28 protein-coding genes are annotated in these 22,341 nt (G+C 34.5%); 9 read left to right on the top strand and 19 right to left on the bottom strand.

Going from position 1 to position 22,341, the window contains the following annotated elements:
- The first annotated feature begins 279 nt into the window (after positions 1–279).
- The 5 genes from C8269_RS10525 to C8269_RS10505 are packed head-to-tail and all read left to right on the top strand — an operon-like array spanning position 280 to position 2,397.
- Positions 280–1,083 carry a class I SAM-dependent methyltransferase gene (locus tag C8269_RS10525; RefSeq protein ID WP_234025886.1) on the top strand — a complete coding sequence of 268 codons (804 nt, stop codon included), beginning with the start codon at positions 280–282 and terminating at the stop codon, positions 1,081–1,083.
- On the top strand, positions 1,080–1,238 hold the full coding sequence (locus tag C8269_RS11035) for a hypothetical protein (protein ID WP_234025885.1): 159 nt from the start codon (positions 1,080–1,082) through the stop codon (positions 1,236–1,238). Before C8269_RS10525 ends, C8269_RS11035 begins: the two co-directional genes overlap by 4 nt.
- Positions 1,239–1,273: 35 nt before the next feature.
- Positions 1,274–1,546 (top strand): type II toxin-antitoxin system Phd/YefM family antitoxin, encoded by a 273-nt coding sequence (locus C8269_RS10515; RefSeq protein ID WP_106461775.1) that lies wholly within the window; start codon positions 1,274–1,276, stop codon positions 1,544–1,546.
- Complete coding sequence (locus C8269_RS10510) at positions 1,527–1,841, top strand: type II toxin-antitoxin system RelE/ParE family toxin (protein ID WP_106461773.1); 315 nt, start codon at positions 1,527–1,529, stop codon at positions 1,839–1,841. Before C8269_RS10515 ends, C8269_RS10510 begins: the two co-directional genes overlap by 20 nt.
- Positions 1,842–1,887: 46 nt before the next feature.
- On the top strand, positions 1,888–2,397 hold the full coding sequence (locus tag C8269_RS10505) for a GNAT family N-acetyltransferase (protein WP_106461771.1): 510 nt from the start codon (positions 1,888–1,890) through the stop codon (positions 2,395–2,397).
- 80 nt (positions 2,398–2,477) lie between these two features.
- Here the strand turns inward: C8269_RS10505 and C8269_RS10500 are convergent, their stop codons facing one another.
- The 6 genes from C8269_RS10500 to C8269_RS10475 form a co-directional block, all read right to left on the bottom strand.
- A complete protein-coding gene (locus C8269_RS10500) occupies positions 2,478–3,623 on the bottom strand; it encodes a mannitol-1-phosphate 5-dehydrogenase (RefSeq protein WP_106461769.1) in 1,146 nt (381 codons plus the stop codon).
- A 1-nt stretch (position 3,624) separates the two neighbouring features.
- On the bottom strand, positions 3,625–4,047 hold the full coding sequence (locus C8269_RS10495) for a PTS sugar transporter subunit IIA (RefSeq protein WP_106461767.1): 423 nt from the start codon (positions 4,045–4,047) through the stop codon (positions 3,625–3,627).
- A gap of 1 nt (position 4,048) precedes the next feature.
- Positions 4,049–6,181, bottom strand: coding sequence for a BglG family transcription antiterminator (locus C8269_RS10490; protein ID WP_106461765.1), 2,133 nt, complete (start codon positions 6,179–6,181; stop codon positions 4,049–4,051).
- A gap of 22 nt (positions 6,182–6,203) precedes the next feature.
- Entirely contained in the window at positions 6,204–7,616 is a 1,413-nt protein-coding gene (locus C8269_RS10485; protein ID WP_106461763.1) for a PTS mannitol transporter subunit IICB, read from the bottom strand.
- A gap of 150 nt (positions 7,617–7,766) precedes the next feature.
- Positions 7,767–8,093, bottom strand: coding sequence for a hypothetical protein (locus C8269_RS10480; protein WP_158698411.1), 327 nt, complete (start codon positions 8,091–8,093; stop codon positions 7,767–7,769).
- A gap of 5 nt (positions 8,094–8,098) precedes the next feature.
- Positions 8,099–8,383 carry a DUF2089 family protein gene (locus tag C8269_RS10475; RefSeq protein ID WP_234025884.1) on the bottom strand — a complete coding sequence of 95 codons (285 nt, stop codon included), beginning with the start codon at positions 8,381–8,383 and terminating at the stop codon, positions 8,099–8,101.
- Between the two features lie 147 nt (positions 8,384–8,530).
- Between C8269_RS10475 and gloA the strand changes: the two genes are divergently transcribed.
- Entirely contained in the window at positions 8,531–8,911 is a 381-nt protein-coding gene (gloA, locus tag C8269_RS10470; RefSeq protein WP_106461757.1) for a lactoylglutathione lyase, read from the top strand.
- 44 nt (positions 8,912–8,955) lie between these two features.
- On the opposite strand, the gene C8269_RS10465 is transcribed toward gloA, so the two are convergent.
- The 7 genes from C8269_RS10465 to C8269_RS10435 all read right to left on the bottom strand — a co-directional run bounded on the left by C8269_RS10465 (position 8,956) and on the right by C8269_RS10435 (position 15,083).
- The gene (locus tag C8269_RS10465) at positions 8,956–10,329 is read right to left on the bottom strand and encodes an alanine/glycine:cation symporter family protein (RefSeq protein WP_106461755.1); all 1,374 of its coding nucleotides are present in this window, start codon (positions 10,327–10,329) and stop codon (positions 8,956–8,958) included.
- Between the two features lie 10 nt (positions 10,330–10,339).
- Positions 10,340–11,302 (bottom strand): D-2-hydroxyacid dehydrogenase, encoded by a 963-nt coding sequence (locus C8269_RS10460; protein ID WP_106461753.1) that lies wholly within the window; start codon positions 11,300–11,302, stop codon positions 10,340–10,342.
- Positions 11,280–12,119 carry a PHP domain-containing protein gene (locus tag C8269_RS10455; RefSeq protein ID WP_106461751.1) on the bottom strand — a complete coding sequence of 280 codons (840 nt, stop codon included), beginning with the start codon at positions 12,117–12,119 and terminating at the stop codon, positions 11,280–11,282. The genes C8269_RS10460 and C8269_RS10455 overlap by 23 nt, the downstream gene beginning before the upstream one ends.
- 64 nt (positions 12,120–12,183) lie before the next feature.
- Entirely contained in the window at positions 12,184–12,423 is a 240-nt protein-coding gene (locus tag C8269_RS10450; RefSeq protein WP_106461749.1) for a Veg family protein, read from the bottom strand.
- A gap of 147 nt (positions 12,424–12,570) precedes the next feature.
- Positions 12,571–13,953: an aminopeptidase gene (locus C8269_RS10445; protein ID WP_106461747.1), complete on the bottom strand. Its 1,383-nt coding sequence runs from the start codon at positions 13,951–13,953 to the stop codon at positions 12,571–12,573.
- 143 nt (positions 13,954–14,096) lie between these two features.
- Positions 14,097–14,639 (bottom strand): hypothetical protein, encoded by a 543-nt coding sequence (locus C8269_RS10440; RefSeq protein WP_106461745.1) that lies wholly within the window; start codon positions 14,637–14,639, stop codon positions 14,097–14,099.
- A gap of 69 nt (positions 14,640–14,708) precedes the next feature.
- Complete coding sequence (locus C8269_RS10435) at positions 14,709–15,083, bottom strand: hypothetical protein (RefSeq protein WP_106461744.1); 375 nt, start codon at positions 15,081–15,083, stop codon at positions 14,709–14,711.
- A 154-nt stretch (positions 15,084–15,237) separates the two neighbouring features.
- On the opposite strand from C8269_RS10435, the gene C8269_RS10430 reads away from it, so the two are divergent.
- Together C8269_RS10430 and C8269_RS10425 are read left to right on the top strand one after the other, a co-directional pair.
- Positions 15,238–15,777, top strand: coding sequence for a helix-turn-helix domain-containing protein (locus C8269_RS10430; RefSeq protein WP_106460744.1), 540 nt, complete (start codon positions 15,238–15,240; stop codon positions 15,775–15,777).
- Positions 15,711–16,634, top strand: a complete 924-nt coding sequence (locus tag C8269_RS10425; protein ID WP_106461742.1) for an IS3 family transposase — start codon at positions 15,711–15,713, stop codon at positions 16,632–16,634. The genes C8269_RS10430 and C8269_RS10425 overlap by 67 nt, the downstream gene beginning before the upstream one ends.
- A gap of 212 nt (positions 16,635–16,846) precedes the next feature.
- Here the strand turns inward: C8269_RS10425 and C8269_RS10420 are convergent, their stop codons facing one another.
- From C8269_RS10420 to C8269_RS10400, 5 genes are all read right to left on the bottom strand, one after another.
- Positions 16,847–17,830: a nucleotidyl transferase AbiEii/AbiGii toxin family protein gene (locus C8269_RS10420; RefSeq protein ID WP_106461741.1), complete on the bottom strand. Its 984-nt coding sequence runs from the start codon at positions 17,828–17,830 to the stop codon at positions 16,847–16,849.
- The gene (locus tag C8269_RS10415) at positions 17,823–18,434 is read right to left on the bottom strand and encodes a DUF6088 family protein (RefSeq protein WP_106461739.1); all 612 of its coding nucleotides are present in this window, start codon (positions 18,432–18,434) and stop codon (positions 17,823–17,825) included. Before C8269_RS10415 ends, C8269_RS10420 begins: the two co-directional genes overlap by 8 nt.
- Before the next feature lie 156 nt (positions 18,435–18,590).
- The gene (gene htpG / locus C8269_RS10410) at positions 18,591–20,438 is read right to left on the bottom strand and encodes a molecular chaperone HtpG (protein WP_106461738.1); all 1,848 of its coding nucleotides are present in this window, start codon (positions 20,436–20,438) and stop codon (positions 18,591–18,593) included.
- A gap of 88 nt (positions 20,439–20,526) precedes the next feature.
- Positions 20,527–21,177: a PAQR family membrane homeostasis protein TrhA gene (gene trhA, locus C8269_RS10405; RefSeq protein WP_106461736.1), complete on the bottom strand. Its 651-nt coding sequence runs from the start codon at positions 21,175–21,177 to the stop codon at positions 20,527–20,529.
- A complete protein-coding gene (locus C8269_RS10400; RefSeq protein ID WP_106461734.1) occupies positions 21,164–21,496 on the bottom strand; it encodes a hypothetical protein in 333 nt (110 codons plus the stop codon). The genes trhA and C8269_RS10400 overlap by 14 nt, the downstream gene beginning before the upstream one ends.
- 80 nt (positions 21,497–21,576) lie before the next feature.
- Between C8269_RS10400 and C8269_RS10395 the strand changes: the two genes are divergently transcribed.
- A complete protein-coding gene (locus C8269_RS10395; protein ID WP_106461732.1) occupies positions 21,577–21,795 on the top strand; it encodes a DUF1858 domain-containing protein in 219 nt (72 codons plus the stop codon).
- A 27-nt stretch (positions 21,796–21,822) separates the two neighbouring features.
- Here the strand turns inward: C8269_RS10395 and C8269_RS10390 are convergent, their stop codons facing one another.
- Positions 21,823–22,338 carry an NUDIX hydrolase gene (locus C8269_RS10390; RefSeq protein WP_106461731.1) on the bottom strand — a complete coding sequence of 172 codons (516 nt, stop codon included), beginning with the start codon at positions 22,336–22,338 and terminating at the stop codon, positions 21,823–21,825.
- Between the last annotated feature and the right edge of the window lie 3 nt (positions 22,339–22,341).

Below are 22,341 nucleotides of genomic sequence, written 5' to 3'. Positions count from 1 at the left end.
AAACTTTGTTTTACCCTTATTATCTAATATTCTTTTTGAAATTTGGAAAGAAAAAAGAAATAAGGAATGAAAAAAGAGGAGTTGCCGCTCCTCTTTTTTCGATGCCCTCATGGGAACAAAATATTTAACTTTGTTTCACAAAGTTTGAAAGCTTTGCGGCTTTTTTGATGGATAAGAGGTAGCTTCTCTTAAAATTATTATATAATAATTCCGCCATTTTTTCAAGTTCAACCACTTCATATTCAATTTCGGAGTATAGTCATATAAATGGAGGATTTCATGGATATGGAAAAAATTTTAAAAATCGATGATGATTTAGAAAGAAACGAAGAGCTTTATAAACTTTTTGACGAAGAAGCTCGACTTAAGTCGAGAACTGGCCTGGTTGAGAAAATTATTACCCAAAGGGAGATTAATAAATTAATTAATATAGATTCCAAAGTCCTTGATATCGGGGCTGGTACAGGTGTTTATACAATCCCCCTTGCCCATAAGGTTAAAGAAGTCATTGCCTTTGAGCCAGCTAGCTCAAATTTTAAGGCCTTAGAGGCGAAGGCTAAGGATTTCTCAAATATAAGGGCCTATAATAAGTCATCTTTTGACCTTAAAGACTTGGAAGATAATTATTTTGACCTAGTCCTAATCTTTGGTCCTATGTACCATCTCTCTAATGAAAAAGACAGGAAGGATGTCCTAAAAGAAGCCAAAAGAATCTGCAAGGATACTGGTCATATCTTAATTTCCTTTATAAACCACGATATGGTTTTAATTAGTGAAACTATAAACTTCAATACAGATATTTTTTCAGGACCTAGCTATGATAGTGAAAAACAAAGGTTAATTGATAGGCCCTTTGTATTTTTTAAGGTCAATGAAGCTAAAAAAATGATTGAAGAAGCGGATATAAAAATAAAAGAAATAATAGCAAGCGATGGTTATGCAGAAGTTTTGAGTAATAAGCTTGAGGAAATGACTGAAGAATCCTTTAAAAATTACCTAGATTGGCACCTAAGCCACTGCAAGGACCCAGAAAGTCTCGGTGCTACTAACCACCTACTTTTTGTATGCGAAAATAAAAAATGAAAAATATCAACTTATACATCCCAAAAGAAAGGGAATTAGACTTTGCCAAAAATCTCCTAAAAGATCCTGCCACCATAGCCTACAAGATTGGTGTAGCTCACTTCATTTATTTTTCAATAAAATTTTCATTGAATAGAGATATAATAATGATATAATAATGATATAATAATGATATAAAGGAGGCTTTTTTATGATAAACATTCGACCAGTAACAGATTTGAGGAATAAATTTCCTGAGATAGAAGAGACTGTTATAAATTCAAATTCACCAGTTTTTTTAACAAAAAATGGTTATGGAACAATGGTTCTAATGAGTATAGACCAATATTCTGCTCTTACAAATGAGATTGAAGTTAAACTTGACGAGGCTGACAAGCAAGCCGCTATTTCTAGCAAGCGCCTAAATAAAGATGAAGTTTTTTCTAAAGTCCGAGAAAGTATAAATGCAGAAGAAAACTTATAAACTAAGCTTCTTGCCACTTTTCCAAGAAGATCTATTAGCAATCACTAGCTATATTTCTTCAAACTTACAAAATCCAGCTTCTACTTATAGACTGGTTGATGAAATTGAAAATGCTATCGATAAAAGGCTAGAAACCCCATTGATTTTCGCTCCCTTCAATTCCAAAAAACATAGAGTTTATCCTTATTACAGGATTTATGTTAAGAATTATACTATTTTCTATGTAGTTATAGGAGACATTATGGAAGTCAGGAGGATTCTTTACTCGAAACGTGATTTTGAGAGTATACTATAATTCATTTTATAATATATAATCTTAATAAGCTGGTAAATTATAAATAATGAAAAATATTAAATTATATCAACCAAAAGAAAAGGAATTAGACTTTGCGAAAAATCTCCTAAAAGATTCTAAAACCATGGCCTACAACAAGGGCTATAATTTGGATTTTCCTGGCTATGATAAGGAAACTGGCACTATTACTCATGACCAGGCTTATTGGGAAAAATGGTATGACCTTTATTTTACTAATCCTGGCGAATATTTTTACGCCTATATTTATGACCAAGATTTAAAGGTCTTTGTAGGTGATGTGAATTTTCATCCTTCAAAACTTAACCCTTATACAAGGGATATAGGAATTGTGATTGAGGACGAATTTAGGGGCCAGGGCTACGGAAAAATTGGTCTTAGGCTTCTAATCAAAAAAGCTTTTTCCTTTGATTCTATAAGGGCTCTTGCCAATAATTTTGAAAAAGAACGTGCTATTGCCTTGAAAATCCACCAGGATTTGGGGTTTAAAATTATAGACGATAAGGAAAATGTACTTAAGCTTATTTTAGAAAAATAAAATTTCCAAAGAAAAACCAGCTTGATAAGCTTCAAAAAGCTCTTCAAGCTGGTTTTCTTTGTTATTAGATTTTGAAAAAACTATTTATTTAGTTTCTCATAGATTTCTTTAATTTTTTCTATTATTTTCTCATCTTTTATTTCAGTTATTTTTTCTACTGTTTTTTCTAGGCCAAGATTCTCTATGTCTTTTTCAAGCTCTACTGCTTGGCCATCTTCATTATTTCTAAAGTTTAGGGCTGCAGCTAGGCCTACTAAAAGATTATCTACTGGAAGCTTGTATTCTAGAGCAGTATTGATTGGTTTTACAAATCTTTCATTAACTGATAGCTTTCTTATTGGCTCCCTGCCTACTCTTTTTACATCGTCCTTTAGGTAAGGATTTTTAAATCTCTTGATGATTTTTTCTATATAGGCAAAATGGTCTTCCTTATTGAAGCCAAATTTTGCTATTAGGGCCTCGCCTGATTCTTGCATGATTTTTCTTACTTGGTCTTCTATTTCAGGATCATTTATAGATTCGTCGATTGTTCCATAAGCTTTTAGGCTTCCTAAATAAGCTGTAGAGGCATGGCCTGTGTTTAGGGTGAAGAGTTTTCTTTCGATATAGGCTTCAAGATTTCCTACGAGGTTCATTCCTTCAATTTGAGGAATTTCTCCCTTAAAGCCAGCTTCTTCTACATTCCATTCATAGTAATTTTCAACTGTTACATCTAGTGGATTTTCATTTTTAGATGGTGGTACTATCCTGTCTACTGAACAGTTTGGAAAGCCTACATACTTGTCAGCGTAGGCTTTGGCCTCATCATCAAGCTTTTCATAAACATAGCCCTTTAGGGATTCACTTGCCTTTATGGCATTTTCACAAGCTATGATATTTAAATACTTATCAGAATCTGCTTCAAATCTTTTTTCTATTCCACTTGCGATTTTTCCTGCAATTTTAACTAGGTTTAGAGGTCCAACTGCAGTTGTAATTATAGCTGCATCGGCTATTTCATCTACAATTTCATCTCTTGTTGAGTTTACAGCTGATATACCTTCTACTTTTATATCTTCATTTTCTACATCTTTTACATGGATTGTGTAGGCCTTTTCTTTGTTTATTAGGTCTATTACATTATCAAATACGTCTGCGAAAACTAGGTCGTAACCTGCATTTTTTAGGAGGTAGCCGATAAAGCCCCTACCTATATTTCCTGCTCCAAATTGTATTGCTTTTGTCATTTTACTCTCCAAATTCATCTAAAAAGTCTTGTTTATTTGTTGTATTTTTAAGTTTTTCTGTTAGCTCTTCGCTGATTTTAATTGCTACACTTGATAATACTTCTAGGTGCTCATCACCTTTTCCAGCTATACCTATTACAAGATAAGCTTTTTCTCCATCAAAATCTACTCCATTAGGATATTGAAGGAAAACTAGGCCAGACTTGTGGATGGTTTTTTTAGCTTCGTTTATACCGTGAGGAATGGCTATACCAAGGCCCATGTAGGTTGTTGCTAGCTTTTCTCTTTCAAGCATATAGTCTATATATTCCTTATCTACACAACCAAGTTGTACTAGTTCTTCACCTGCTCTTATGATGGCTTCTTCCTTGCTAACGCTGTCTAAATTTAAAAATATATTTTTTTCTTCTAATTTGATATTCATCTTATTCTCCTTCTTTTTCTATATTTTCCCTAATTATATTATATATTATTTCTCTTAGGTTACGGTCAATTTTATTTTGATTTAGAGTCCTAAGAGCCCTTAAAAAAGCATCATCACTTACAATTTTTTCACTGATTTCTGAGAAAAATTTTATTATCTCATCTTTTTCGTCAAGGCTTGATATCATTACAATTACAATATCATGACTATCTTCAATCTTTCCAAAACCTAGCTTTGGTCTATTTATCTCACATTTTGCATGGATCAAATAAAGATTAAATTCCTCATAATAGGTCGGATTTAACTTATTTCTTTCAACTATGGCTTCAAAAATCGTCTCTCCTTCTAGCCTATCATCCGAAACTAATTTTGAAGCTTTTTTATAAGGGTCATCTTTCTTTTCAAGATAAAAATACTTGGTATTTTCGTAAAGATTGTTGAGATTAGTTGAAATTTCGAAAATTTTTTGCCCCAAATCTATTTTGGATTCTCCTATCTCTTTCGAAGAAATTTCACTAAATGACTTTTTCACACTTCCACCATTATAGTATTTTTTTCTTGAAATCTCCCTTAACTTGGTGGTAAGTTTCAAATAATCATCTTCATCTGCTAAGGCAGGCATTTCTATATAGGCAAAATCGCTAATATCACCTTCTTCCATAAGGCTATTAATTTTAACGGTTGATACTATTAAATCTACATCATTTTCCTCTAAAAATTCTCTATTCAGATTCATTATAGAAGCATTATTTACTATATTGGCATTCGAGAATCGGTTTTTAATTTTAGTCGCAAGTAACCTTGATGTACCATAACCAGTAGGGCAAACTGTAAGGATATTAACCCCTACATTTTGGCTTATCTTTGATTCTATAGCTGTTATAAAGTGAATAGCTATATAACCAATTTCATCATCAGGTATTTGCGTATGGCTAGGTAATTTTCCCTCATCTCTGATGATGTCCGGACCAATTTCCTTAAGACTTTCATAGATTTGTCCATACTTATCTCTTATTTCATCCAGAATAGGATTTTTAATAGCAAGCCTGTATTTTAGCCTAGTTAAGGCTGGCATTATATGTGCCCTAAGATCACTTTCAAGCCTCAGGTCATCTTTAAGGTTGAGCCTGTAAAGCTTATCCATCTTTTCAATGAGTTTTTTTGTAATATTAAGGGACTGGCTAGCTTCATTTATATCAAAATTTTCGTTTTTGTCATCGGTTATTTTTGTGCCCTTAATATGCATGGCCACAAAATATATTTCGATATCAGGAATTTCTATATTAAATTCTTCTTCCAAGTCCCCTATGATTTCTTTGGCAAGTTCATAATCCTGGCTTGACTTAAGATTTTCAACCAAATCTTCGTTGAAATCTATTTTTTTATCCTGCCTAAGTCTCTCAATAGATAAAGAGATATGAACTAAAAGGCTAAAATAAGAGTTGTCCGAAATGCTAATTTTTAGCCTAGCAAAGGTCTTATCCAGTGATTTTTTGGTCCTATTTATGATATCTAGATCTATCATTGATAAGATATCATTTTCCCTTATGAGAGTTACCTTGACATCATCATAAATATCCCTCAATATTTCTATTTTCTTATCATCATCTAGCATATCATTGATAAGCTTGGCCTGGGCCTTCCTGATGGCCTTTTCCCTGCCTTCAATACTTACTCCCACTCCTCGCTTTCTGATAAGCTTTATGTCGTAAACTGACAACCATTTTTCAATTATGTCTAAGTCCTCTACCAAGGTTTTTTCAGATATTTTTAAATATAGGGTAAAAACAAAATACTTTATTGCTTGCTTGCTAGTTAAGAGTCTTGAGAGAATAAAATTTACCCTTTCAACCCTCTCATACTGCTTGGATGAATCCACCATTTCTAAAAGCTCATAAAGATAAGCAATTGATTCCCTAGATTCATTTAATATAAGACCTTGACCTGGTTTTTTGGTTAGAGAGAAGTCATTTTCATATAAAAAATCTTCAATAAGAGGCAAATCCCTTTGGACAGTCCTTGTAGATACACCAATTTTCTTAGCTATATCATTTACTGTTATATAGTCATCCTTATTATCTCCAATTATATGGATGATATTTTTTTGTCTTTGAGATAAATTATATGCCTTCAATGACCTCCCTCCCTTCTATTTATTATTTTGTAAATCTTTCGATTAATTGATTGATACCTGGATCTGCTAAGAAGTTTTTGATTGGAATTATTTCATATCCCTTAGTCTTGTCTACTCTTTCAACTAAGTTTTCATTTGTAACTATTATATCAGCCCCTTCTGGTATTTCTGAAACTGGTGCGTGAGTTACTTCAACATCATATGGTGAATCTTTGATTGCATTTCTAAATCTTGATGCACCCATAGCTGATGAGCCCATTCCCGCATCACAGGCAAAAACTACCTTATGAACATCTTTGGCTGCCTTTACTGTATTTGTAGTTGATGCTTCTTTCTTAACTTCGCCCTTTGATTCTGCCTTAGAACTTGCAAGATCTGATTTTGCCTTTTCAAAATCAACTGTGCCTCCCTTAGCAAAGGCTCTCTTTACAAAAATAGAGGCTATTAAAAATGATACTACTGCCGCTATTATAACAGAAATCATAATCTTAATATGGTCTCCAGGCGCTGCCAAAGACATTATTGCTATGATTGATCCAGGGGAGGCTGCTGATCTTAGACCAGTATTTAAAAGAAGATTTGTTAAAACTCCTGAAAAACCACCCGCTATTACAGCTAGTAATAGGTATGGATTCATTAGTACATATGGGAAATATATTTCGTGGATACCACCTAGGAAGTGGATTATCATAGCACTTGCTGATGAATTCTTTGAGTCACCCTTACCAAAGAAGAAATAGGCTAAAAGTATACCTAGACCTGGTCCTGGGTTAGCTTCTATTAGGTACATTATAGATTTACCCATTTCTGATACTTGGTTAGCACCAATTGGAGTAAATATTCCGTGATTGATGGCATTGTTTAAGAATAAAATCTTAGCCGGTTCAACAAAGATTGATACTAATGGAAGAAGTTTTTTGCTAATTAAAAAATCAACTCCACCTTCTAAAACAGCTGTTAAGCCTGCTAAAAGTGGTCCAATTCCGTAGTAACCAAGGATTGCTAGAAGCATTCCGATGATACCTATAGAAAAGTTATTGACCAGCATTTCAAATCCTGCTGGGATTTTTCCTTCAACACCCTTATCAAACTTCTTGATAACCCATCCTGCAAAAGGTCCCATGACCATAGCACCCATTAGCATTGGTATTTCAGCTCCTGCTATAACACCGGCTGTAGCGATAGCTCCTATTACTGCCCCTCTTTCACCGCCAACTAATTTACCACCTGAATAAGCTATTAGGGTTGGTAAGAGATATTTTAATAAAACATCTACCATTGCGGCAAGCTTTTCATTTGGTAAGTAACCTTTAGGTATGAAAAGAGCTGTGATAAATCCCCATGCAATAAACATACCAATATTTGGCATTACCATTGCGCTTAGGAACCTTCCAAAACGCTGCACACTATTTTTAATGTTAGTATTTCTGTCCATAATTTCCTCCTTTTTCATTTAGACAAATAAACTTCTTAATCTTATTATAGCTCTTTTCTATAGGCCTGTGCAAGCGTTACTAAGCGTAGTTTTGTCACCATCGTTGGTGACAAAATGTAAAATTAAAAAACCAGGGATTATCCCTGGCTGTCACATATCCATTATCTCCATCTTGTCTAGTTCATCTTTTTGTTTTTTCTTATTTTTGTAGTAAATATAAACCAAATACTGAATCATCGTTGGTATATTTGCTATAATAAGACCTATAATGAAGCCTGGTATGGTGACCTGATTTTCCCCATAGGCATCAAAAGTTACTTGTCCTATATACCAGGCAAGTGTACTTAGAAAAGATAAGATTGGTATTATTAACCCCCATCTTCCCTTGGTATTTTTACAAATTATGATTTGAATTATAAGTGGAATTAAAAAAGTATATATCCCTAAGCCTAAAAATAATCCTAATAATTTTTTCATTTCTCTCATCCTTCCCTTTTGTATTCTTCAATCAAAATCTTGGCAGCATCTAGGGTGATTTTTCCGTCTATGGCCATTGATTTAATTAGGCTTACATAGGACTTATCTTCCTTGTCTAATAGTTTTATTTTTTCAATCAGCCTATCAAGCCTAAGCCTGACTGTCGGATAGGATACGCCGTAGATTTTTGCCATTTCCTTTAAGGATCCCGATTCTAGGATAAATCTCTTGATAAAGTCGATTTCGCTATCATCGAGATTTTCTATCCATTCTCTCTTATCATTTCCCATGGCATCCTCCTTTGTTACTACCATTATAAACCTAAATAATATTAAAGTCAAATTTAATTTTATTAAATATAATCGAAAAACTTACTTTAATATTATTTTAATGTGTAAGATTCCCCTTTTAGGTTATATATAAAATAAGGAGGATTTATGAAATTTTTACACACAATGATTAGAGTCAAGGACCTTGATAAGTCCTTTAAGTTTTATACTGAAGAATTAGGATTTAGAGAATCAAGAAGAAAGGAATTTCCTGAAAAGAAATTTGATTTAGTTTATCTAATTCTCCCTGATTCACCAGAATTTGAATTAGAATTAACCTACAATTACGACCAGGAAGAGCCTTACGACCTAGGTACTGGCTATGGTCACATAGCTATTTCCCACCCAGACATTATCTCTCTAAGGGAAGATTTTGTGGCTAAAGGCTATGAAGTGACAGAAATTAAAGGCCTTAGGCCAGATTCTAATAAATATTTCTTCGTAGAAGACCCAGATGGTTACAGGATAGAGATTATCCAAGAAAGATAAAAAATCCGGATTTGATCTTTTGATCTCATCCGGATTTTTAAATTCTATAATTTATATTCTTCTTCTCTTTTCCAAAGAGGGTCTTCTATGCCTTGGCTTTTTTGTCTTTCATAATCATCCATTACTTCTTTTACCTTCTTAAAGAGCAGGAATAAGCTGATTACATTGATAAATACGATTATCCCAACAAAGACATCTATTATTCCCCAGACCACATGAAGGTCTAGTTTGGTTGAAATTATAAACATGGCAAAGGCTGTTAACCTATAAATCCAAAGTGGGATTTTTGCTTTTTCTTTAAATATTAGAAGGACATTGGTTTCACCATAGAATAAGTCTGCTATTAGGGTTGTAAAACCAAACATTAGCATAGCAAAGAATATCATCCAACGACCAAGGTTGCCAAGTTGTGATTGGAAAGCATCTTGGACTAGGACTATACCATCGTTACCATTTCCTAATACTCCTGTAAGCATGATGGCAAAGGCTGTAAGGGTACATATTATGATTGTTGTAACAAAGGTCCCAAACATGCCCAAAAATCCTTGCTCTGCCGGATGTTTAACATCTGCTGAAGCATGCATGATACCTGCTATACCATTACCAGCATCGTTTGAAAATAAGCCTCTTGCAACCCCATACCTAAAGGTGGTCATTACTGTATAACCACCAAGGCCAGCGAAGGCTTGTTTAAGGCCAAAGGCCCCTTTAAAGATATCTGAAAACATGGCTGGGACCTTAGTAATATTTGTAAGCAGGATAAATAAAACTGCAAGTATGTATAAACCCGCCATAACTGGAACTATCTTGCTTGAAATATCTGTAAGCCTTTTAACCCCACCGATTGTAACTATGGCAGCAATTATCGTAATCACTACCCCTATGTAAATTGGATTAATATTAGATACGCCTGTAAGGGCTTGAGCTATGGAGTTTGTCTGCATGAAGGCTATGCAAAGGCCTACACCAATTATGTAAAAAATAGCAGTTATGACTGACATTATTCTAGATTTTAGACCAAATCTCACATAGTAGGCAGGACCGCCCCTGTAGGTTCCATCTTCTAATTTTACCCTATAAATTTGTCCTAGTACTGTTTCAGCAAAGGTTATAATCATACCAAGTAGAGCTGTAATCCACATCCAAAATATAGCCCCAGGACCTCCAGCTACAAGGGCTGTTGCAACTCCTACAAGGGATCCTGTCCCAACCTGACCACCTACAGCTGTTGCAAGGGCTGCAAAACCAGATACATTTGAATCTGATTTCAGATTTTTCTTAATGACATGGAAGATATCCTTTGCATAGCGAAATTGGGGAAAGCCAAGCCTTATTGAATAATAAAGGCCCACCCCCAAAAGGACATAGCCAATTACATTGGCCCACATAAAGTTTGCAATATCAATAAATATATTCATAATTCTCCTCTCAATTTACTACATTTTTCGCTTTACCTGCTTCAAAGGCCCTGATATTATCTATGGCAATTTCTAGAAGCCTCTGACGAGTTTCAACCGGTCCCCAGGCCATGTGTGGGGTTATGATTATATTATCATAAGCAAGCATTGGGTTATCGTCATTTATAGGCTCTGTTTTATTGACATCAAGGGCTGCCCCATAAATCTTGCCTGAATCTAAGCCTGCCATTAGGGCATCCTCATCAATTAGGCCGCCCCTTGCTGTATTTATGATAATAACCCCATCTTTCATCTTAGAAATTGAATCTTCGTTGATAATATCTTTTGTCTGATCATTTAAAGGCAGGTGAAGGTCTATTATATCGGATTTCTCAAATATTTCATCCTTAGTCACATATTTTACGAAAGCCTTTGCCTCTTCATTCTCGCTCCTATTGTAGGCAATAACTTCCATTCCCATGGCCTTATATATTTTGGCAGCTGCAAGTCCAATCTTACCAAGTCCCATAATGCCAATGGTTTTGCCAACTAGTTCTATTAGTGGAAAATCTCCAAAATACCAGAAGCCTTCCTTTTTCCAGCGACCCTTTCTAACTTCCCCATCGTGGTGACCAACCCTTGTTGTTAGCTCAAGAAGGAGAGCAAGGCCAAACTGGGCCACAGCATCAGTTCCATAAGCTGGCACATTTGTAACGACAATCCCATTATTTCTTGCAGCCTCTAGGTCAATAGAATCGTAGCCTGTCGATAGGACACCGATATATTTAAGCTTTGGAAGTTTTTCTATAATATCTCTTGTAATTTTTGTATAGCAAATAAGGAGAATTTCAGCATCCTTGGCCCTTTTAATTATTTCTTCTATGTCGTTTGGGCATTCCTTATAAACTGTCACATTTCCAAGCTTCTTTAGGCTACCAAAGCTCATATCGCCTGGATTTAGGGGTTTAGAATCAAGAATTACAATATTTGTCATTAAAATCCTCTCTTAACTTATCAAATTCATCATGACTTAGACCATAATCTCCTAGTTCAAATCTTCCCAATCTATGAAAATCAGACCCTCCTGACATGATAAAATCAAATTTTTTAGCAATTTCCCTTGCTCTTTCAAAATCATCGCCCTTCATCCTGGAGTGATTGATTTCAATTCCTCTTAGGCCAAAGCCTGCGTACTTTTCAATCTCATCCCAATTGTCATATTCTTGTGGATGGGCAAGAATTGATAGGCCAGAATCTTCATTTATGGCAGAAATGGCATCCTTTACTGGTATGTAGCCCATTTTCCTAGCCAGGTCATCCGTAGTTTTTTCCTTAAAAATATCCTTAAAGCCAAGACCCTCCATCTTTTCTGGATACTTGGCCTTTAGGGCCCAAAATATATCTGACTTATAGATTATAGAATTTGGGGCAAATTTTTTGACAAAATCATAGTCAAGGTCAAATCCCTTTTTCGCAAGTTCAGGTAAAAGCTCGATGTGACAGGCTTCTCTGAGCTTATTTGTGTGGTCATTAAGTTTTTTAATGTTAGGCGTGGAATCTGGCAAGAAAAGACCAACTATATGAACTTTTTTACCCACTTCATAGTCATAGGCTGATATTTCTATCCCCTTTATAGTTTCAAGATCATAAGCCTTGCCAAGAGTCTTGATTTTGTCATAGTGGTCGCACCTGTCGTGGTCTGTTATGGCAATTTTTTTAAGGCCTGCCTCAGCCATCATTTTTATTACTTCTTCTATATCATAATCCCCATCTGAATAAGATGTGTGCATATGTAAGTCTGCGTATTTCATAGTTCCCTTTCTTTTTGGAAGAATTTTTTAATAAAAAAAGGAGCCGTTTTGCCAGCCCCTATTTTTATTTATTTGGAGTCAATTTTACTGTAGATGTGAGAATGTCAGAATAAGTGTATGACACTGTTCTTTCCACATCAAAGTCGTTGTTGACCTTTACTGTAAATACACTTGGAAATGCATCTACTATGACACCTGTCTTAGTTTTAACTCTCTTCCTGCCCATATCGGCCTTGAGAATTACTTCCTTACCTACCGAACTTTCAACTTCTTTTCTAATATCGTGAACTGATCTTTGTGCCATTTAATCATCCTTCCGTTTGATACTTATATCATTATACCCTAGAGGGACGTATTTGTCAAAAAATATATATTATACATCTGCTAAAAGTATTGTCAAATATTTTTCGCAAAGTTTTTATAGCTGATCAAATGGGTAGATATCAGTATTTTAGATATGTTTATAGAAGGCAAGATATGCTTTAAAAGTCTGATATAAATCTGCCTTTGAGATAACTTCTAAAGGAGCATGCATAGATACCACTGGTGTACCGCAATCGACTACACTCATGCCGTATTCTGCAAGGATATAGGCGATTGTTCCACCACCACCTTGGTCGATTTTACCAAGCTCACCTGTTTGCCAAATAGCAGCATCTTTTCCAAAGGCAGTCCTTACTTCAGCTAGATATTCGCTGTCAGCATCATTTGAGCCACCCTTGCCACGGCTGCCTGTATATTTAGTTAGGCAAACCCCATGGCCAAGCTTGGCTGTATTCATCTCTTCTGTAGCCTCTAAGAAATTTGCATCTTCTGCTAGGGTCACATCTGCTGAAAGCACCTTAGAATTTCTAAGTGCACGCTTTAAGCTAACAACATTTCCCTTGCCAAAGGCATTTAGGATTTCAAGGGTCATGTCTTCGAAAAATTGGCTGGTCATGCCTGTTGCACCAACAGATCCTATTTCTTCCTTATCTACAAATAGTCCAACTAGGGTCTTTTCTGGATTTTCTACTTCTAGAATTGCCTTAAGGGCTGCATAAGAGCATACCTTATCATCGTGGCCATAGGCCATAATCATTGACCTATCAAGGCCTACTTCACGAGCCTTTGTAGCAGGTATTACATTTAGCTCAGCTGTAAGGAAATCTTCCTCTTCTATTCCATATTTTTCATTTAAAATCTTAAGGACATTCTTCTTAATAGGATTTTCCTTCTCATCCTTAAGTGGAATTGAGCCAACCATGATATTAAGTTGCTCACCTGTTATAACTTCGCTGGCCTTTTTTTGGTTAAGGTCAGCTGAAAGGTGGATTAAAAGCTCAGAGATGAAAAATACTGGCTCATCGTCCCTTTCTCCTATTGAAATATCAACTTTTTTTCCATCCTTAGTAAAGGCTACACCCACAAGGCTAAGGGGAATATTTGTCCAGTGATATTTCTTAATACCCCCATAATAGTGGGTCTTAAGGTAAGCTGCATGGCTTTTTTCAAAAAGTGGAACTGGCTTAAGGTCAAGCCTTGGGCTATCTAGGTGGGCACCGACAATAGTCATACCCTTTTCTAAATCCTCCCTACCAATCACAAACATAGCCACAGCCTTATTTCTATTGATAACATAAGCCTTGGACCCAGCCTTAAGGTCACCACTTGCGATTAAATCATCAAGATTTCTAAAACCAGCTGCCTCAGCTCTTTTAACAATCTCCTTAACAGCCATTCTCTCAGTCTTAGACTTATCCATAAATTCTAGATAATCTTTAGACATAGCTTCTAACTTATCAAGGTCATCATCATCCATGGCAAGCCAAGCATTAGTTCTTTTATATTCCATATTTCCTCCCAATAAAAAGGAGACCTTGGTCTCCCGACTTTCTTTTTATATTATTATACTAGTTCATGAGAAAATTTACCTATTTTTTCAAATTCTTACAAACTAATAGGGGCTAAAATCCAGCCCCTTTGTAACAAAATTTTCTAATAAGTTACTAAAATTTTTAAGATATAATCCTCTTTCTTATCCTTAAATAACTTATCCATATCATCTACATTTGCCCACTTTAGTAAAATTTCTGAAGTTTCTCCTCTTACAACATTAAGCACAAATTTTTGTACAGCTGCAGATGGTCCTTCGACCATATTTTCGTTTTTAATTGGAAAATCAATCCTACTATATGAAGTCAAATTCATGTATTCTTTTTCATCAAGACTCCAATAGTTAATAAGAGGTCCTTGGGGAAGAGTAATCTCAACAAAGTCCCTATCCCCATCCATTTTAACTTCAATTTCAGATTCCATTTGTGATTGACCTACAAAATCTATAGGATAAGATTTGCCATTGATCATTACCAGATTGTTTTGCGGGTATCCCTTATCATCGACAGGAAATTCTATATCCTCTTTCTTTTCTGATACAGATTCTTTACCACAGCTTACTAGTAAAAACATGCCAGCAAGCAAAAATGCCCAAAGGAAAATTCCTAAAAGCTTCTTAAAACTCCAAGACTTAGAATAATTCATAAAATCCACCTTCCTTAATTTTTTAAGCAACAGTCTTAACAAGCAATTATCAACTATATTTAGAAGATCTTATCTAATATTAGTTTTGGGAAAATCTGATGTTAAGACATCTACAACATTATCTACACCAATTATTACAAAGTGTATTATTTTATTATCCTTAATATGATCTACTTCTTTCTTTAACTTGCTAATATATTCTGAATCTTCAGCATAATAGAATGGGTAGTAATCTCCTTCTTTACCTATCCACCAGCTTGGCTTGTATAATTCCAAAGTGTTTGAATAGAGGTAGACTATGTCAGCAAATATCAAGTTGATTTTGATATGATTCTTTTCAGCTTCTAAGTTATTTTTTAGACCCTCACCGTCCCATTTTATTTGATCTATATGTATGAAATCTTCCCTATAATTTTCCACTTGAAATCGCTTAAAATTATCCATATAAATTCCTTCTAACTTGTTAAATATCCTTTATTTTTTTATACCCAAATAAAAAACATCAAATACCTCATAAAGATAATTTTATGCAAGGAAAAAGGAAAGTACAGATTGACCTGAACCCCAAAATCCGGAATACGGATGGAGGGGTTTTTGTATGCCAAAATATACAAAAGAATTTAAAATCAAACTAGTAACGGAATATTTATCAGGGGAATCTGGAGGCAGTCCGATGGTTGCTAAAAAATATGATATACCCGAAGGTACATTACAAAACTGGATAATCAAATATCAATCAGGTGGATTTGATAACTTATCAAAAAAGCAAAATAAAGATAAATTCACTAGTGAATTTAAGCTATCTGTAATACAATATAGGCAAATCAATAATATCTCATTCAGACAAACCGCAGAGCACTTTAATATAAGCAATAAATCAATAATATGTAATCGGGAGAGAGCATATAGACAGCGTGGTTTATCTGGACTAGAGGATAACAGAGGAAGGCCTAGAAAAAATATGACCAAATTAAATAAAAAGTCTAAACTTAATACTCCAATAAATGAAACTGAAAGAGAAGAATTAATAAGATTAAGAGAAGAAAATAGACTTCTCAAAATGAAGATAATATACGAAAAAAAGCTACAAGCCTTGCTCCTGGAAGAGGAAGCAGAAGCAAGGAAAAAACAAAAATAATCCTCAAGTTACAAAAAGAATATCCTAAAAGCAAGATAAGTGAATGGTTAGAAATAGCTGAATTGCCAAAATCATCATACTATGAATGGAAGATGAAATTAGCTAAACCAATAGATAAAGATAAAGAAATTAGAAAAGAAATAACAACCATAGTAGAAGCATCAAAAGGTAGATATGGCTATAGAAGAGTAACTATGGTATTAAAAAATAAAGGCTTTAATATTAATCATAAAAAAGTCTTAAGAATAATGAGAGAAGAATCCTTGCTATGCTCTAAATTTAAAACTAGATCAAGAAAATACTCATCATACAAGGGACAAATAGGTAAAGTAGCAGATAATGTTGTAAATAGAGAATTTAAAGCTGATAAACCGAACCAATTATGGCTAACAGATGTAACAGAATTTAGAATTAAAGGACAAGAAAAGAAACTATACTTATCACCAATATTAGACCTATACAACAGTGAAATAATCAGCTATACCCTAAGCAATCACCCAACAATAGAATTAACTAATACTATGCTAGAAAGAGCGTTAAAAGAAAATAAGGACATTAAAGATTTAACTATACACTCAGACCAAGGATTTCATTACCAACATAGTACTTGGACTAAAAAACTAGAAAAGATGAATATAAGGCAAAGTATGTCAAGAAAAGGGAATTGTCTAGACAATTCTCCAATGGAGAACTTCTTTGGAATATTGAAACAGGAAATGTATTATGGAGAAGATTTTAAAAGTTATGATCATTTAAGAAATGAGACTGAAAAATATATAAAATGGTACAATGAGGATAGGATTAAAACAAAATTAAACGGAATGTCCCCTGTTATGTACAGATTACATTCCGCTTAAAATATTATTAAATTATTCCGTGTTTACGGGTTCAGGTCAGATTTTCCGTACTTTCCTTTGTATTTTTTATTAAATTAGTTTCCAAATATTCTTAGCATATGCCACTAGGTCTTCGATTTCTAGGCCTTCTATTAGTCTTGCTTGGTCTAGGAGTAGTCCTGCTATCAATTTTGCCTATGTTTATTCCTCCTTTTCAAAATATTTCAGGAGTTTTAATCATTAATTTCTTTTTCTAGTTCTTTAAGAGCTTTTATAATCTCTTCAAAGTTTGGATAATCTCCATAAATCATTTCAGCCATAGCTTTATAATCTTTTTCTATTTCAGAAAATCGAAACTCTCCTGGAACTAACTTTAATCTACCATTTAATGCATCTTCATACCTAGCCCACTTTCTGGGGTAGAATTTCATTTTAAATTCAATCACTTTTTTTAATAAATCTTTGTCCTTTAAGGCTTTATTTTTAAAATCTGAATCTGCTATCTTATATAGGTCATAAAAGTGTCTTGCATACCTATGGGGCATAGGAGAATCTTCTGGTCTATTTGCTTCATGATGAAGTATAGTAGCCTTTTCCCAAAAGGTTCTTTCTGCTGATACTGTTCTAATATTAGTTTTTTCTTTAAATACATTTGGATAGGCTTCACCAATTATAGGTAAAACTTCAACATCAATTGCTGGTGTCCATGCTGCAAGGCTTCCTATTTCAAGCCTTATATTTTGACTTAAATAATTAGATTTAAAAATTTTAGGATATTTACATAGAATTGTTTGTGGGTCTATTGTATCTATGGAAAATTTAAAGTTAAAATCGTTTAAATCTTGTTCTAAAACTTTTAAAAATTCATCTCTTAAAAATTCTTCTGTCTTTTCATTAACCGCTTTGTTGAATTTATCTTGCTTGGTATTTGACCTTTCTAACCATGGTTCTTTTTCTTCATATCCTAATACTCTCCAATCTAAGATTAGATCTATATCTTCAGAAAATCTTTCTATAAGTCCAAAGCATTTTGAAAGTGATGTGCCACCTTTAAAGGTAAAATATTCTTTCCATTTATTTTCTTTAAATAGATAGTCTAAGATAAAAGTAACCCAATAGTCCTTTTCAATGACTGCTTCAGATATATTTTTCTTTCTTGCAGTATTGACTATTAAGACCCTTAGATCTTCTTTGTTTTCTATATAAAACTTATTCATTTTGACCCTCACAAATTTCCCTTATCACTTCATATATCCATGATGGAACTGATTTTGATTCGTTCATTAAGTTTATTCTTTCTTTTTCACTTAAGTTTTCTCTTATCTTTTGTATAACTTCGCTAGTTATATTTTCTTTGCCCAAAGACTTAATTGCTTGAATAACTGTTGCCGTCTTTAGGGACATATTGGCAATTTCTCCTGGATTTACTTTTTTAAATTCTAAAACCGTATTCCCAATTTTATATTCCTTATATCTTCCACTAGATATATATTTATAGTGAGTCGGAACTTGTGTTGAAAGTCCTAATAAGTTTAAGGCTGTGCTATTATATGGTGCAATATTCCAATTGTATTTTCTTGATATAGCAAGTGCTAACTCATGTATTGATACTGCTTCGTACTCTCCAATTAATTCACTGTATCTTGGATTGTAATAAAAGCCATCAATTACACGCTTAATTTTATCTTCGTCTGCTAATCTTTTTAATATCTGTCTAACCGTAGCATTAGATGCAATATCTAAAAAGTCATTTGCAAAAAATACTTTATGTGAGTCGAAGCTATTTATTTTATCTGATATTATTTCCATATATGAACTCATTACAATTCTCCTTTGTCACGGATATTGTATCATATTCGTGACAAAAATTCAATCACAATAAACTTTGCTAGATCAAAATCTTATATATTTTTTTATTTCTTGTATAAATATAAAAGGAAAGCACAGATTTTCCGCACTTTCCTTTGTAATTTTTTATTAAATTAGTTTCCAAATGTTTTTAGCATATGCCACTGGGTCTTCGATTTCTAGACCTTCTATGAGTCTTGCTTGGTCTAAGAGGAGCCTTGCTATCATTTTTGCCTGGTCTTTATCATCCTTGTAGGCTTTTTCTAAGAGGTCGTAGGCCTTGGTTTTGTTTGAGATTTCTAGGACTTTTTCTGCCTTGATGCCAAAGGCGTTTGGTTGGTCTTTGAGGGCCTTTTCCATCTCTATTGAGACTTCTCCTCTTTGCTTGATGATGGCTGGTATATCTTCTAGCTTATCTGAGATATTTACATCTACCACATCTTCAGGCATGGCTTCCTTGATGAAGTTTATTAGCTCGCTATCTTCCTTGTCTTCTTCATTTTTTTCATCTTCTGCTGATATGGACTTAAATTTAAGACCATCGTATTCTTCTAGCATTTTGATTAAAAATTCATCTAGTCTATCATCTAATAGGAGGACATCAACATCTTCATCTACTAGTTTTAAAGCTGGGGAAGCTTTGATTTTATCAATTGACTCTCCTGTTCCATAGTAGATAAATTCTGCAGTTGAAGCAGCTTTTTCCTTATATTCTCTTAGACTTATTAGCTTATCTTCTTTTCTAGAGTAAAAGAGTAAGAGGTCTTGGAGTTCTTCCTTATTTGCCCCAAAGGATTCGTAGATTGCAACCTTGATTGAGTTGCCAAATTCCTTGTAGAATTTCTCGTAGTCCTCCCTATTTTTCTCCATCATTTCCTTGAGATGAGCATTAATTTTCTTATTGATTTGCTTAGAAATTACCCTTAGCTGCCTATTTTGTTGGAGGGTTTCTCTTGAAATATTTAAGGTCAAATCATCTGACTCTACAACTCCCTTTACAAAGGAATAGGCATCATCTAGGATTTCATCGCAAGAATCCATGATTTTTACACCGTGAGAGTAAAGCTCTAGTCCTGTTTTCCTATCTTTGGAATAATAATCGAATGGAGCCTTTTCTGGTATATAGAGTAGGGCCCTAAATTCTACTAGACCTTCAACTGAGAAGTGAAGCCAGCTTAGTGGCTTATCAAAGCCGTAGTGACTTTCCTGGTAAAAATTGATGTAATCATCATCACTTAGGTCTTTTTTATACTTTTTCCAGATTGGTTTATCTGAATTTAGGATGTCATAGGCCTTATAATCTTCATATTCTGGCTTATCTTCTGGAGATCCTTCCTTGATTTTGGTCTTGGTTACTAGCATCTTGATTGGATATCTGATGTAGTTTGAATATTTACGAACGAGTCCCCTAATTGTATTTTGGTCTAGGTAGATGTCGTAGTTTTCATCTTCGGTATTTTCTCTTAAGAAGAGTGTGATGTCTGTGCCTGGCTCATCTTTCTTTGCTTCTTTTATTTCAAAACCATCGGCATTTTCACTTGTCCAAAGGTAGGCCTTATCTTGGCCGTGTTTTTTGGATAGGACTTCGATTTTTTCTGCAACCATGAAGGCTGAATAAAAACCTACACCAAATTGTCCTATAAGGTCTTTGGCGTCTGAATTTTCTACAGAATTTCTGAAGGCTTCTGTACCTGATTTGGCAATTGTTCCTAGGTTATTTGTTAGGTCCTCTTCATTCATGCCAATACCTGTGTCCCTGATTGTAAGGGTTCTCTTTTCCTTATTTGGGATGATTTCTATATAGTAGTCATCTTTTTCTGTGGTTGAATCAGACTTTAGGTCTTCAAAATAAAGCTTATCTAGGGCATCTGACCCATTTGATATTAGCTCTCTTAAAAATATTTCCTTGTTTGTATAAATTGAATGGATCATTAAATCCATGACTTTTTTGGCTTCTGCCTTAAATTCTTGTCTCATTGCTAATCCTCCTAATCATTTTCCAAATAAAATTAGCAGTCTTCTTACTCGACTGCTAATATTATACTTACTTTCTATTTTCTTGCAATTATCCCAAAAATTTATAGTTGCCATAAAACATGACAAAGGCTGCTACAAGGATAAAAATATGCCAGATAGCGTGGTTGTAGGGGATTTTCTTTATGGAATAGAAAATGGCTCCTAGGGTGTAAAATAGACCGCCGACTAGCAAAAACATGATATAGGACATGCCGATGTATTTATAAATTTGATAGATAAGTAGGAGGGATATCCAGCCCATGGCCATGTAGATTATCATCGAGGCCTTTCCTATCCTATCTTCCTTGCCTGTAGCAAAGGCTATGATGTTCATGGTTATGCCTGAAATAGCCAAGATCCATATAAGGACAAAGATGACTATGGATAGGCTTGACCTGAGGCCAATTAAGATTATCGGCGTATAAGACCCTGCTATTGTCAGGTATATTACCCCGTGATCTATGGCCCTAAAGATGGTCCTGGCTGTGGGATTGGTCATGGAATGGTAGAGGCTCGATGCCAAAAACATGATGGCTATGGCTATAAAATAAATTAGCCAGGCCAAAAATCCTAGCAAGTCCTTGCCATGGTAGGCTCCTACAACTACTGGTATAAAAAATATCAGACTAAGGATGAAACCGAGAGCATGGGTAGCTATATTTAGGGCTTCTTCAGACTTACTATATTTAATTATTCTCATTTTTTATCTCCCTACTTAAGCTTACTATCTCCTTTTGGAGGGCAAGTCTTTCTGCTATTTGCCTTTTCTTTTCCCTTTCATTTTTCTTCTGAGTCCTTAAGGTATAAATACTAAGGCTAATTATAAATATTATTATAAATATGCCAATTTTTTGCACATCTGTCATTTTAAAAAAAATCGCAAGACTAAGGCCAAGAAAGGCTAGGCCCAAGGGTCCTAGGAAGGTCTTTAGAAAGCTATTTTGTGGGCCCTCATTGATTTTTTCTTGTAATATTCTTAATTCTTCTTTCTTTTTTTCTAATAATTCATACTTTTCCATATTTTCTCCTATATCCTAGTGATTTACTTTGATTATTATATTTTAAGTAGTAAAATATTCCTATAAAAGGGGGAATATTTATGACCGAAAATACAAAAGAAACAAACAAAGTAACTATCACTCGTGATATGATTATAGGTGATATAATTCAAGCAAAGCCAGAAGCTATCAACGTTCTTATGATGAGCGGTATGGGCTGCATAGCATGTCCAACATCTTTATATGAATCTCTTGAAGAAGCTTGCATGGTTCATGGTATGGACCCTGACTACATGCTTGATCAACTTAATTCCCTATAGATACAAGGCCCTTTTTTCCGGGCCTTTTTATATTTCCATAAATCTCTTATCCTTTTCTAGGTCAAAGAGCAAATCTATGAAGGATTTCTTGTATTTTACAAATTTCCCTCTCTTCATCAGGCGGGTTACCTCATCATAGGATGCCCACCTTGCATCACTTACCTCTTCTTCTTGCAGCCTTAAATCTTCTAGTCTTATATTTTTGTGAATCATGTAAAAATCATCAAAGCCATACTTAAAATTGGCTGTAAGGATTGGTCTTGAGCCCCTAAAATTGAAAGCTATGCCTAGCTCTTCGTAAAGCTCACGGCTTGCTGCCTGATCAGTGTTTTCACCACTTTGACAAGCCCCACCGCAAGTTATATCCCACAGGCCTCCCATGGACTTTTCTGCCTTTCTTTGTTGGATGAGCAATCTCCCGTCCCTATCAAAGATTAGGACATGGACAATGAGCCTGTATGTATTAAGGGGCATGACATCACCCCTTATGTAGGTCTTGCCTGTTTTTTTCCTGTACCTATCGTATAAATCTAATATTTCCATCCT

Source organism: Anaerococcus sp. Marseille-P3915 (assembly GCF_900258475.1).
Taxonomy (GTDB): Bacteria; Bacillota; Clostridia; order Tissierellales; family Peptoniphilaceae; genus Anaerococcus; species Anaerococcus kampingae.
The sequence above is the reverse complement of the archived record's forward strand: the minus strand, read 5'-3'. Positions and strand labels throughout refer to the sequence as shown.

Coding starts and splice junctions, on each gene's coding strand:
- C8269_RS10525 (WP_234025886.1), top strand. CDS start 280: ATGGATATGGAAAAAATTTTAAAAATCGATGATGATTTAGAAAGAAAC.
- C8269_RS11035 (WP_234025885.1), top strand. CDS start 1,080: ATGAAAAATATCAACTTATACATCCCAAAAGAAAGGGAATTAGACTTT.
- C8269_RS10515 (WP_106461775.1), top strand. CDS start 1,274: ATGATAAACATTCGACCAGTAACAGATTTGAGGAATAAATTTCCTGAG.
- C8269_RS10510 (WP_106461773.1), top strand. CDS start 1,527: ATGCAGAAGAAAACTTATAAACTAAGCTTCTTGCCACTTTTCCAAGAA.
- C8269_RS10505 (WP_106461771.1), top strand. CDS start 1,888: ATGAAAAATATTAAATTATATCAACCAAAAGAAAAGGAATTAGACTTT.
- C8269_RS10500 (WP_106461769.1), bottom strand. CDS start 3,623: ATGACAAAAGCAATACAATTTGGAGCAGGAAATATAGGTAGGGGCTTT.
- C8269_RS10495 (WP_106461767.1), bottom strand. CDS start 4,047: ATGAATATCAAATTAGAAGAAAAAAATATATTTTTAAATTTAGACAGC.
- C8269_RS10485 (WP_106461763.1), bottom strand. CDS start 7,616: ATGGACAGAAATACTAACATTAAAAATAGTGTGCAGCGTTTTGGAAGG.
- C8269_RS10480 (WP_158698411.1), bottom strand. CDS start 8,093: ATGAAAAAATTATTAGGATTATTTTTAGGCTTAGGGATATATACTTTT.
- C8269_RS10475 (WP_234025884.1), bottom strand. CDS start 8,383: ATGGGAAATGATAAGAGAGAATGGATAGAAAATCTCGATGATAGCGAA.
- gloA (WP_106461757.1), top strand. CDS start 8,531: ATGAAATTTTTACACACAATGATTAGAGTCAAGGACCTTGATAAGTCC.
- C8269_RS10465 (WP_106461755.1), bottom strand. CDS start 10,329: ATGAATATATTTATTGATATTGCAAACTTTATGTGGGCCAATGTAATT.
- C8269_RS10460 (WP_106461753.1), bottom strand. CDS start 11,302: ATGACAAATATTGTAATTCTTGATTCTAAACCCCTAAATCCAGGCGAT.
- C8269_RS10455 (WP_106461751.1), bottom strand. CDS start 12,119: ATGAAATACGCAGACTTACATATGCACACATCTTATTCAGATGGGGAT.
- C8269_RS10450 (WP_106461749.1), bottom strand. CDS start 12,423: ATGGCACAAAGATCAGTTCACGATATTAGAAAAGAAGTTGAAAGTTCG.
- C8269_RS10445 (WP_106461747.1), bottom strand. CDS start 13,953: ATGGAATATAAAAGAACTAATGCTTGGCTTGCCATGGATGATGATGAC.
- C8269_RS10440 (WP_106461745.1), bottom strand. CDS start 14,639: ATGAATTATTCTAAGTCTTGGAGTTTTAAGAAGCTTTTAGGAATTTTC.
- C8269_RS10435 (WP_106461744.1), bottom strand. CDS start 15,083: ATGGATAATTTTAAGCGATTTCAAGTGGAAAATTATAGGGAAGATTTC.
- C8269_RS10430 (WP_106460744.1), top strand. CDS start 15,238: ATGCCAAAATATACAAAAGAATTTAAAATCAAACTAGTAACGGAATAT.
- C8269_RS10420 (WP_106461741.1), bottom strand. CDS start 17,830: ATGAATAAGTTTTATATAGAAAACAAAGAAGATCTAAGGGTCTTAATA.
- C8269_RS10415 (WP_106461739.1), bottom strand. CDS start 18,434: ATGAGTTCATATATGGAAATAATATCAGATAAAATAAATAGCTTCGAC.
- htpG (WP_106461738.1), bottom strand. CDS start 20,438: ATGAGACAAGAATTTAAGGCAGAAGCCAAAAAAGTCATGGATTTAATG.
- trhA (WP_106461736.1), bottom strand. CDS start 21,177: ATGAGAATAATTAAATATAGTAAGTCTGAAGAAGCCCTAAATATAGCT.
- C8269_RS10400 (WP_106461734.1), bottom strand. CDS start 21,496: ATGGAAAAGTATGAATTATTAGAAAAAAAGAAAGAAGAATTAAGAATA.
- C8269_RS10395 (WP_106461732.1), top strand. CDS start 21,577: ATGACCGAAAATACAAAAGAAACAAACAAAGTAACTATCACTCGTGAT.
- C8269_RS10390 (WP_106461731.1), bottom strand. CDS start 22,338: ATGGAAATATTAGATTTATACGATAGGTACAGGAAAAAAACAGGCAAG.